The sequence below is a fragment of the Frankia sp. CoWAU3 genome (assembly GCF_977971855.1).
The window spans coordinates 1,947-11,756 of sequence record NZ_CDWWXB010000085.1; the positions used below are offsets into that span (position 1 = coordinate 1,947).

Genomic DNA, 9,810 nt, shown 5'->3' on the forward strand with positions numbered 1-9,810 from the left:
GACGTCGCTCGTTCCTCCCGCAGCAGCAATCGCAGCAATGTGGTCTTACCCGATCCGGACGGACCCACGAGGAAGACGAACTCACCGGCACCGATCTCCGCGGTGACATCGACCAGCGCCGGCCGGTCGCCGTTCGGGTACCGCTTGCTCACGGAGCTCAAAACAATCATTGCGCCTTCCCACACGCCTATGACTTTCAGTAGCCGCATGGTAGGGCGTGACGAAGGTCGGGGACCGCAGGTTACGCCCGACCGGAATCTCCGGGAACAGCCCGGACGGGTCGCCGCCCGCCCGATCGACCTTTGACGGAGCGGCACGCCACCGTGCGCGGGCGTAACGTGGAAGTCGATCGTGCGCGTCGCCAGCGGTCGTGCTCCATCCGGAACGTCCGGGTGTTGTCCCCATCCCGGGGAAGTGCGACGATCGCCCGATCATGGCATCCGTCACGGGTGGGAAGGAGGCGCCATGGGCAGCGAGGATCTCGTCTGCGCGCGCTGCGCCGGACTAGTGGTCGAAGGCCGGTGTCCCACCTGCCGCGCCTCGCGCGAGTATCTGCGCCAGAACTTCTTCCAGATGTCACCGCAGGTGATCGTCGCGCTGATCGCGATCGTGATGCTACTGGCGGTCCTCGCCGCCCGTCACGTCTCTTGAGCCCGGCCACGCTGGGACCGCCCCGACGGTACCTATCACGCCTGCAAGGCGATCACGTAACGTAACCACATCTCCGATTACGATGACCGCGGGAGAACTGATCGCGGCTTCGGCCGCAAGCTGGGCGATATCCACCAGGGGCCCGATGATGATCGTCTCATCGGCTGTCCCGCCAGCGTGGATCACCGCGGTCGGAGTCTCCGGCCGGCGGCCCCGCTTCACCAGCTCGTGACTGATCTCAAAGAGTGCCCCGACGCCCATCAGCACGACGACCGTGCCCGGACCGGTAGCGAGCGCGTCCCAGTCGGCAGTGGAACCGGGATGCGAAGGATCGATGTGGCCGCTGACGACGGCCACGTCCTGGGTGATGCCCCGGTGGGTCACCGGGATCCCGGCGAGCGCGGGGACCGCGACGGCGCTCGTCACCCCGGGGACGATCTCGCAGGGCAGGCCGGCCGCGGCGCAGGCCAGAGCCTCCTCGCCGCCACGACCGAAGACGAACGGATCGCCGCCCTTGAGCCGGACGACACCGAACCCGCGCAGTCCCCGATCGACGACCACCGCGTTGATCTCGTCCTGGGTCAGGTTGTGACCGTGCGGCGCCTTGCCTGCATCGATGATCTCGGTACCGGGTCGCACCTCGTCCAGCAGTTCATGGGGAGCCAGCCGGTCGACCACCACGACATCCGCAGCCTGGAGCAGCCGTAGACCGCGTACGGTGATCAGATCCGCCCGCCCGGGACCGCCACCGACAAGGGCCACCCATCCGCCCGGGGCTGTCTGCGCACCGGTCATCTTCGTCCCCTCCCGCGTCGGCTTTCTCCCAGTGTGCGGCCTGACCAGCCCGTTCGGGGCCGATCACTGTAGCCGACCGTTTCGGCTGATCGCCCGACTGATCGCCTCAGCTGACCGGCCGGGCCGCCGCGACGGGGCCGACCAGCACCCGACCGTCCTGCACCTGCACCGGGTAGACGGGGATGCGCACCCCCTCGGCATCAAGGCACTCCCCCGTCGCCAGGTCGAACGCCTGCTTGTGCAACGGCGAGAAGACCACGGCCCGGTCTCCGCGGGAGCCGACGAGACCCCGGGAGAGCACGTTGGCCAGGCCGATCGGGTCGGCGTTGCCGACGGCGAGCACGGGACCGTCGCTCAGCCGGAAGATGGCTACTTGGGCGCCGTTGACGAGCGCGGCCACGCCGCGATCGGGAGTCAGATCGTCCAGGGCACAGATGTCGGTCCAGATCATGGCGGCCTCCAAATCGTCCGTGATGCTCCTACTTGCCTATCCAGAGGCTTTTGTGTCCGTTTCGTCCCTCTGGATAGGCAAGGAGCCTGGATAGGCAAGGAAACGGTCAGCCACCACGGGTAGCGTGGCACCGGCGATGAGGGCCGCCCGCTCGGCCGGGCGGGCCGGCCGGGGCTGGCCGCGTTCGAGGACGTGGATGACGTCGGGGTCGGCCGCCTCGGGGGCGTTGACGAACGAGGCGAACCGGCGCAGTGCCACCGGATCGGCCAGCGTCGTCTTCCACTCGTCCTGATAGGTCGCGACGTGGTAAGCCATGGCCGTGTCAAGCTCGGCGCAGATGCCCAGCGAGTCATCGACGATGACCTCACGGACATGCCCAAGGCCGCCGTCGAGGCTCTCCACCCACGGCGCGGTGCGCTGGAGGCGATCGGCGGTGCGCACATAGAACATCAGAAAACGGTCGATGTAGCGGACGAGCGTCTCGGTGTCGAGGTCGGAGGCGAACAGCTCCGCGTGCCGGGGCCGATGACCGCCGTTGCCGCCCAGGTACAGGTTCCAGCCCTGCTCGGTGGCGATCACCCCGACGTCCTTGGACCGCGCCTCCGCGCATTCCCGGGCACAGCCGGAGACCGCCATTTTGATCTTGTGAGGGGATCGCAGGCCGCGGTAGCGTAGCTCCAGGTCGACGGCCAACGTGGTGGAGTCCTGTACGCCGTAGCGGCACCAGGTCTCCCCGACGCAGGACTTCACCGTCCGCAACTCCTTGCCGTAGGCGTGTCCGGACTCGAGTCCGGCGTCGGTCAGCCGCTTCCAGATCTTCGGCAGCTGCTCGGCCCGGGCGCCGAAGAGGTCGATGCGCTGCCCGCCAGTGATCTTCGTATAGAGATTGAAGTCCCGGGCCACCTCGCCAATCAGGATGAGCGTCTCGGGCGTGACCTCGCCGCCGGGCAGCCGGGGGACGACCGAGTACGTGCCGTCCTTCTGCATGTTCGCGAGCAGGTGGTCGTTGGTGTCCTGCAGGGCGGCCTGCTCGCCGACTAGGACGTACCCGTTGTAGAGGGAGGCAAGAATCGAGGCCACCACCGGCCGGCAGACCTCGCAGCCCCGGCCCCGACCGTGCTCGGCGATCAGCTGCGAGAACGTCGTGATCCCCCGCACCCGGACGATCTCGAACAGTTCGGCCCGGCTGACGTCGAAGTGCTCGCACAGCGCCTTCGACACTTCGAGGCCCGCAGCGGCGAGCTGCTGGCCGAGGATCGTCCTGAGCATCGGCACGCAGCTGCCACAGCTCGTGCCCGCGTTGGTGCACCCCTTGATCCCAGCGACGTCGGTAAGGCCATTCTCGCTGATCGCGGCGCAGATCTGACCGTGGGTGACATTGTTGCACGAGCAGATCTGCGCCCCGGCGGAGAGCGCCACCCCGGCCCCGGAGCCGCCGGCCCCGGCGACGTCGCCGGCCGGCAGGATGAGCCGCGCGGGATCGTCCGGCACGACCCCGGCGGAGCCGACCATGGCCCGCAACGTTCCGTACTCCCCCGCATCGCCGACGAGGATGCCACCGAGGACGCTACGCGCGTCGTCGGAGAGCACCAGCTTCTTGTAGACCTTGGCCACCGGGTCGGCGAACGTGATAGGCAGCGCACCGGGAGTCGTCCCGAAGGCGTCCCCGAAGCTCGCGACATCGACGCCGAGAAACTTGATCTTGGTCGACATGTCGGCACCGGTGAAGGTCACGCCGCCGCCAAGCAGACGGTCCGCGACGACCTCGGCCATCGCGTATCCGGGTGCGACCAGCCCGTACACCCGTCCGGCCGCCAGGGCGCACTCGCCGACGGCGTAGATGTGCTCGTCGCTGGTGCGGCAGCCCTCGTCGACGACGATGCCACCGCGATCCCCGACGTCGAGTCCGCACTCGCGGGCCAGAGCGTCCCGCGGGCGGATCCCCGCCGAGAACACGACGACGTCGGTGTCGAGGCCGGCCAGCCCCTCGGGGTGACGGGCGAAGACCATTCGGGCGACCCACCCGTCGGCATCGGCCTCGATCCGCTCGGTGGCCGTGTCGGTGTGGACGCCGATCCCGAGCCCGGTGATGTGGGCTCGCAGTGTCTGCCCGCCGGCCTCGTCGACCTGGGCCGGCATCAGCCGGGGCGCGAACTCGACGACGTGGGTGGCCAACCCCAGGCTACGCAGCGCGTTCGCCGCCTCCAGGCCGAGCAGGCCGCCACCGACGACCACACCGGTCCCGGTCCGGCTGCCGCGCGCCGAGGCGGAGATCGCATCCAGGTCCTCGATCGTGCGGTAGACGTGGCAGCCGGTGGCCTCCCGGCCGGGTACCGGCGGGACGAACGGGTAGGAACCGGTCGCAAGCACCAGCACGTCGTACCGGTAGGTGCGGCCGGCACCGGTGGTCACCGTCCGGGCAGCCCGATCGACGGCGACGACCGGTTCACCGAGACGCACTCGCAGCCGGGGGTGCTCAAGGAATCCGTCCTCGACGAGGCTGAGGTCCTCCGCGGTCGCCCCGGTGAAGTACGCCGAGAGGCCCTACCCGGTCATAGGCGGGCCGAGGTTCCTCGGCGAGGACCGTGACATCCCATCGCCCCTCGACGTCGCGGTCCCGCAGCGCCGCCAACAACCGATGCCCCACCATGCCGTGGCCGACGACCACCAGTGATCGAGAAGACATCCGCGCACCACCCGCACGTCCGAACCGATGGGTGCCGGTCCGAACGGCCACCCGCTACGACCAGAACCGTACGAACCCAGGATGTCAACGCCGACTCGAAGTCAGGTCGGTCCGGCTACAAGGCATGCACTCCACGACACGACGGGATGTGAGATGCCCGACGAACGCTCGATGCGGACGTCGTGAATACGCAACGGTGCCGGTTAACACCGGCGTTGCACACCGGCAAGCGCGTGGACATGGCCGTGGCCGATCCTGCGGTGACCGGGGGATCGGCGCGGGACCCCAGGCCAGGAGGTTGCCTTGTGACAATCCGTAGTCCCGGGCGGCCCGACGCTGGCGACCGGTCCGGCGCACCCGGGACCGCCGGAACACCCGAAACCACCAGCCCGCCCGAAACCACCAGCGCACCCGGGACGTTCCCGGCGTCGGCGACATCGAGGGAGCCGGCCGTCAGCGCCGTGCTGCCACCGCTGCTCGGCTTCACCGTCGGGGTCACGGCCGCGCGTCGCCGCGACGAGCTCGCGAACCTCCTCGAACGGCGCGGAGCCCGGGTGGTCCATGCCCCGGCCCTGCGCATAGTGCCGCTCGCCGACGACAGCCTGCTGCTCGCCGCGACCCGGGAGTGCCTCACCCGGCCGCTGGACGCGGTGATCGCCACGACGGCAATCGGCTTCCGCGGCTGGGTGGAGGCCGCCGAGGGCTGGGGGCTCGGCGAGCGGCTGCGCGACCGGCTGGACGGCGCCCGGCTGTTCACCCGCGGGCCGAAGGTCACCGGCGCCGTCCGGGCCGCGGGGCTGACCGAGTGCTGGTCGCCCCGCTCGGAATCCGGCGCCGAGCTCGTCGCCCATCTGCTCACGGAGAACCTGGCCGGGCTGCGCATCGCGGTGCAGCTACACGGCGAGCCATTGCCAGACATGGTCGAGGGACTGCGCGCGGCGGGTGCCGAGGTCGTCGAGATACCGGTGTACCGGTGGGAACCGCCGGACGATCTGCGGCCGGTCCGCCGGATGGTCGAACTCATCGTCACCGGCGGGGTCTCCGCGGTCACCTTCACCAGCGCGCCCGCCGTGGTGAGCCTGCTACGGATCGCCCGGGAGATGGGACAGTTCGACGAACTGTTGACCGCGCTGCGTGGCGAGGTGCTGCCCGCGTGCGTGGGTCCGGTCTGTGCCGCCCCCCTCGAACGGCAGGGCGTGGCGACGGTGACCCCGGACCGGTTCCGGCTCGGAGCACTCGTGCGCACGCTGTCCGACGAGCTCCCGCGTCGCCGGGTGCGGACCGTCGAGGCCGCGGGGCACGTGCTGCGGGTCCAGGGCGCGGCAGTGATCGTCAACGGCGAGCCGGTGATGCTCGCACCCAGGACCGCGGCAGTCCTCGACGCGCTGACCGAGCGTCCCGGCCGGGTGCTGTCCCGAGCCGAGCTGCTGCGCCGGACGGGCACGGCCGGGCTGACCGACGAACACGCGGTCGAGATGACCGTCGCCCGGTTACGCACCGCGCTGGGACCAGCCGGCTGCGCGGTCGAGACCGTCATCAAGCGGGGCTATCGGCTCGCGGTCGTGTGAGAGAGCACGCGGCAACCGCCGGGCCCCGGACTCCAGTTTCCCGCGCCCCCGTCGTCAGGCGCCTCGGCCGAGCCGCCAGCGCGCCGCTCGATATGCCCGCCACCCCGACTGCAGTCCTCGCCGGACGCTGAGCAGGGCGTCGCGATGCCCCTGGGAAACGAGCCGAAGGATGTCGGCCGCCCCAGCGGCCCGATTGACGATCAATCGGCTGATGGCGAACCGGGACAGCGTCGGTTGATGAATGCGGTATCCGACCTCACAGGCTGATTCGAACCCGGCGGCCGCGACGACATGGCGCACCGCCGCACAGTGATAACCGAAGGGGTAGCAGAAGCTGTCCGGACGCCGGCCGGTTCTCTCCTCGATCAGCCGCCGGCTGGCGGTGACATCGTACCGCGCCAGAGCGGTCGGCACCACGTCGAGCTCCAGATGACGGTGACCGTGCGAGCCAAGCTCGATGCCCTCCCCGGCGAGCGCGGCGAGGTCGGACCAGTCCAACAGGGGGAGGTTGCGCTCGGTGTAGCCATCCAGCCAGGTGGCGCGCCGGCCGACGAAGGCGGTCGGCACATACAGGGTGGCGCTGGCCCCGATCGCCCGCAGAGCGGGCACCGCGGTGGTGACGAAGTCCTCGAAGCCGTTCTCAAAGGTAATCACCACCTGGCGGCGGGTGGGATGCGCCAGCGCGTCAGTGAGACCGGTGAGGTGGTAGCCGCTTTCGACGAGGGCCTCGAGCTGCTCTGCGAAGGCACCGGGAGGGACCTCCCAGCGTCGGAAGTCCGCACTCACCGAATCACCGACGCCGTGGTACATAAGGACGGGCAGGGGCATCGTGGGCGCACCGTCGAACACGCCGCCTGCGGCGCCGGACGCCGCAGGCGCCAGGGAGGTCACGGCGTTCCCGTACCGACGAGACTGGCCATCTTGCCCGGATTTGCACCGTTATTTCCACACATATACATGCGTGCATTCGTGTGCAGGGACACAGACCGCACTCCCTCCGCGACAGCGGTTCGCAATTGTGAACGACCAGGTGACACGGGCGTACATCCCATCGGGTGAAGCAGTAGGCGGACCAGATCAAGACACCGAAACTAAAAAATCGAACGGTCCGCGAACTACCCGGAACTCTACACGTGTATACCCGGCATGCCAATGGCGTCAGGAGATCCGGTGAGTCCTTCCCCGACGCCGAGCCGAGCCGCCGGCCGGGCCTACGTCACACCGACGTTCCCACCACGGCCGGATCTTTGTCTTTTCACCGTCCGTTCCCCGAGAGGCAGGCGACATTTGGATGCCGTCCCGGAAACGGGGGATCTCCAGACCCCCGAACCCCCGAACCCCCGGAACTCCGGAACCGGAGCGCCGGGCGCTCATCGTCTCGCCGGGCCACGAGCGCCCGGACGGTGCGGCGAGGCTTGCCCGCCCAGTCCGGAACCAGACACATCCCAGGCGTCGACAAAAGCTCCGAAGAACCCTCTCACGCCTGGTTCTCGACCGACCGCCGCCACCGGATCTCCGCGTCGATGAAATCATCGAGCTCGCCGTCGAGAACACCGCTGGTGTTCGAGGTCTCGGTGTCGGTACGCAGATCCTTCACCATCTGGTATGGGTGGAGGACATAGTTACGGATCTGCGATCCGAAGGAGACGTCCTGTGGCCCGCCGGTGATGCGCTGTTTCTCCGCCGCCTCCTCGGCCCGCCGCCGCTCCAGGAGCTTCGCCTGCAACACGATCATCGCGGCGGCCTTGTTCTGGAGCTGGCTGCGCTCGTTCTGACACGTCACCACGATGCCCGTGGGCAGATGCGTGATGCGGACCGCGGAGTCGGTGGTGTTGACCCCCTGCCCACCCGGACCGGACGAACGGAAAATATCGATACGCAGATCCTTGTCGTCGATGTCGACGTGGTCGGACAGCTCGACGACCGGGGTGACCTCGACCCCGGCGAAGGAGGTCTGCCGCCGGTTCTGGTTGTCGAACGGCGAAATCCGGACGAGCCGGTGCACCCCGTGCTCACTGCGCAGCGTCCCGTACGCATAGGGCGCCTTGACCTGGAAAGTTGCCGACTTCAGACCCGCCTCCTCAGCCTCGGAGGTGTCGAAGACCTCCGTGGCGTAGCCGTGCCGCTCGGCCCACCGCAGGTACATCCGAAGCAACATCGCCGTCCAGTCGGCCGCGTCCACCCCGCCGGCCCCGGCCGAGAGCTGCACGATCGCGTCCCGCTCGTCGTACTCGCCGGACAGCAGGGTCCGAATCTCGAGACCGGCGATGTCACTGGACAGCCTGGGAAGATCGGCTGCGGCCTCGGCGAGCAGATCCTCATCGCCGAGGTCCGCGGCGGCGGCGATGTCGTCGAGACGGCGACGCAGCCCCTCCACCCTGGCGATGTCCCCGCGCGTCGACGACAACCGGCGGGTGACAGCCTGGGCCCGGTCCTGATCGGACCAGAGGTCGGGGTCCGCGGCCTGACGCTCCAGATCCTCGGCGCGACGGCGCAACCCCTCCACGTCGAGAACCGTCTCGATGCCGGTCAACGTGGCATCCAGCTGTTTGATCTCCTCGGACAGGTCGACGGCCATGCTGTTCACCTTACCGGCGGCGCCCGGGGGCCACCGCCACAACGGATCTTGTCCGCCCGGACGGGAGCCGGCCGAGTTCGCATCGGCGTCGTGCCGAGCCCCGGCGACCTCCCGACAGCATCCCGACGACGTCTCGACCAGGAAACATCATCGTGGCGAAACATGCAATGGCTCGACGACACGAGGAGAAACATTCGCGGGATGCCACGAGCATTTCGGCCGACCGACGCCCGCACTGCAGACAATCGTTACAGCGGCCCCGGGCGGTCAGCCGGTTCAGCCGTCCGATGACAACCTCCGACAACAACCGATGCCAATTCCTGAAGAGACACGTACCACATCGCCGAGTTCGCACAACTCGACGCGTCCGCGGCCCCCGAACGATACCTTCGAAGGCGGCGCTTCGCGCACGAATACGTGAACGCCGGGTTTCGTCGGGACAGTGCGGCCCCGCGACCATATGGGGGTCGGCCACGGAGAGCTCGGATGCGGAGAGCTCGGCGACATCGACCGGTGCGCGCGTGTGCACCGGTCGATGTCGCCGGGACAGGACGAAGACAAGACTCAAGGACCGACCCCTACCACGGGAAACCGACCACTACCACGGGAAGAGGAGGAAGGCCGCCGTGAATAACCGGATCTGTCGTCCGAGCGATCGGATCACGCCGTTAGCGGCGGCGACTCACCGCCCTGTCGCGTGCCAGCGGAAGGCCGCGATCATTCCCGCAGGAGCACGGAGGGTCCCATCGTGTCGGAGGTCTCGAAGGTCGCAGACCGACGCTCTGTCCTGGTTGCCACCGGCCTCGCGGCGGTGGGCTCCGTGAGTCTGCGCGGCGACGCGTCCGGCCTGCACGAAGCCTGCATGGCAGCCCTGACCGCGACGGTCAGGGCCTACGAGACGTCTGATCTGATCACTACCACGTCCGCCCTGGTCTCGTTAGAGCGCACGACACAGACCGTGCCCCGGGAACACCGGCTGCGCGGCCGGCCAGCGCTGGAGTGGATGCGGCTGCACGCGGCGGTCACGACGGTGGCGGCTGCCACCGCCTACGACCGCGGCAAACACTCCGACGCCGCTGCG

The 9,810-nt window shown here is 68.9% G+C and carries 7 protein-coding genes and 2 pseudogenes; 3 read left to right on the forward strand and 6 right to left on the reverse strand.

Features of this window, described 5'->3' with window-relative positions; genetic code table 11:
- Window positions 1-209 (reverse strand): ATP-binding cassette domain-containing protein (locus tag AC08ON_RS09825; protein WP_476616821.1); only part of this gene is annotated, 209 nt, incomplete at its 3' end.
- Window positions 210-465: 256 nt separating this feature from the next.
- Between AC08ON_RS09825 and AC08ON_RS09830 the strand changes: the two genes are divergently transcribed.
- Window positions 466-651 carry a hypothetical protein gene (locus tag AC08ON_RS09830; protein ID WP_023839929.1) on the forward strand — a complete coding sequence of 62 codons (186 nt, stop codon included), beginning with the start codon at window positions 466-468 and terminating at the stop codon, window positions 649-651.
- On the opposite strand, the gene cobA is transcribed toward AC08ON_RS09830, so the two are convergent.
- The 3 genes and pseudogenes from cobA to nirB form a co-directional block, all read right to left on the reverse strand.
- Window positions 616-1,446: a uroporphyrinogen-III C-methyltransferase gene (gene cobA / locus AC08ON_RS09835; RefSeq protein WP_476607301.1), complete on the reverse strand. Its 831-nt coding sequence runs from the start codon at window positions 1,444-1,446 to the stop codon at window positions 616-618. The genes AC08ON_RS09830 and cobA overlap by 36 nt on opposite strands.
- A gap of 106 nt (window positions 1,447-1,552) precedes the next feature.
- A complete protein-coding gene (gene nirD, locus AC08ON_RS09840) occupies window positions 1,553-1,897 on the reverse strand; it encodes a nitrite reductase small subunit NirD (RefSeq protein ID WP_011435248.1) in 345 nt (114 codons plus the stop codon).
- 36 nt (window positions 1,898-1,933) lie between these two features.
- Window positions 1,934-4,378, reverse strand: a pseudogene (gene nirB / locus AC08ON_RS09845) (nitrite reductase large subunit NirB); the annotation flags it as partial.
- A 666-nt stretch (window positions 4,379-5,044) separates the two neighbouring features.
- On the opposite strand from nirB, the gene AC08ON_RS09850 reads away from it, so the two are divergent.
- Window positions 5,045-6,151 carry a uroporphyrinogen-III synthase gene (locus AC08ON_RS09850; RefSeq protein WP_476607308.1) on the forward strand — a complete coding sequence of 369 codons (1,107 nt, stop codon included), beginning with the start codon at window positions 5,045-5,047 and terminating at the stop codon, window positions 6,149-6,151.
- Window positions 6,152-6,205: 54 nt separating this feature from the next.
- Here AC08ON_RS09850 and AC08ON_RS09855 read toward each other — a convergent pair whose 3' ends face one another.
- The gene (locus AC08ON_RS09855) at window positions 6,206-7,042 is read right to left on the reverse strand and encodes a polysaccharide deacetylase family protein (RefSeq protein WP_476607303.1); all 837 of its coding nucleotides are present in this window, start codon (window positions 7,040-7,042) and stop codon (window positions 6,206-6,208) included.
- 586 nt (window positions 7,043-7,628) lie between these two features.
- Window positions 7,629-8,729 carry a peptide chain release factor 2 gene (prfB, locus tag AC08ON_RS09860; protein ID WP_476607304.1) on the reverse strand — a complete coding sequence of 367 codons (1,101 nt, stop codon included), beginning with the start codon at window positions 8,727-8,729 and terminating at the stop codon, window positions 7,629-7,631.
- A 748-nt stretch (window positions 8,730-9,477) separates the two neighbouring features.
- Here prfB and AC08ON_RS09865 point away from each other — a divergent pair.
- A pseudogene (locus tag AC08ON_RS09865) lies at window positions 9,478-9,810 on the forward strand (hypothetical protein); the annotation flags it as partial.

Excerpts from the sequence above, each read along its gene's own strand:
- AC08ON_RS09830 (WP_023839929.1), top strand. The coding sequence starts at position 466 with ATGGGCAGCGAGGATCTCGTCTGCGCGCGCTGCGCCGGACTAGTGGTC.
- cobA (WP_476607301.1), bottom strand. The coding sequence starts at position 1,446 with ATGACCGGTGCGCAGACAGCCCCGGGCGGATGGGTGGCCCTTGTCGGT.
- nirD (WP_011435248.1), bottom strand. The coding sequence starts at position 1,897 with ATGATCTGGACCGACATCTGTGCCCTGGACGATCTGACTCCCGATCGC.
- prfB (WP_476607304.1), bottom strand. The coding sequence starts at position 8,729 with ATGGCCGTCGACCTGTCCGAGGAGATCAAACAGCTGGATGCCACGTTG.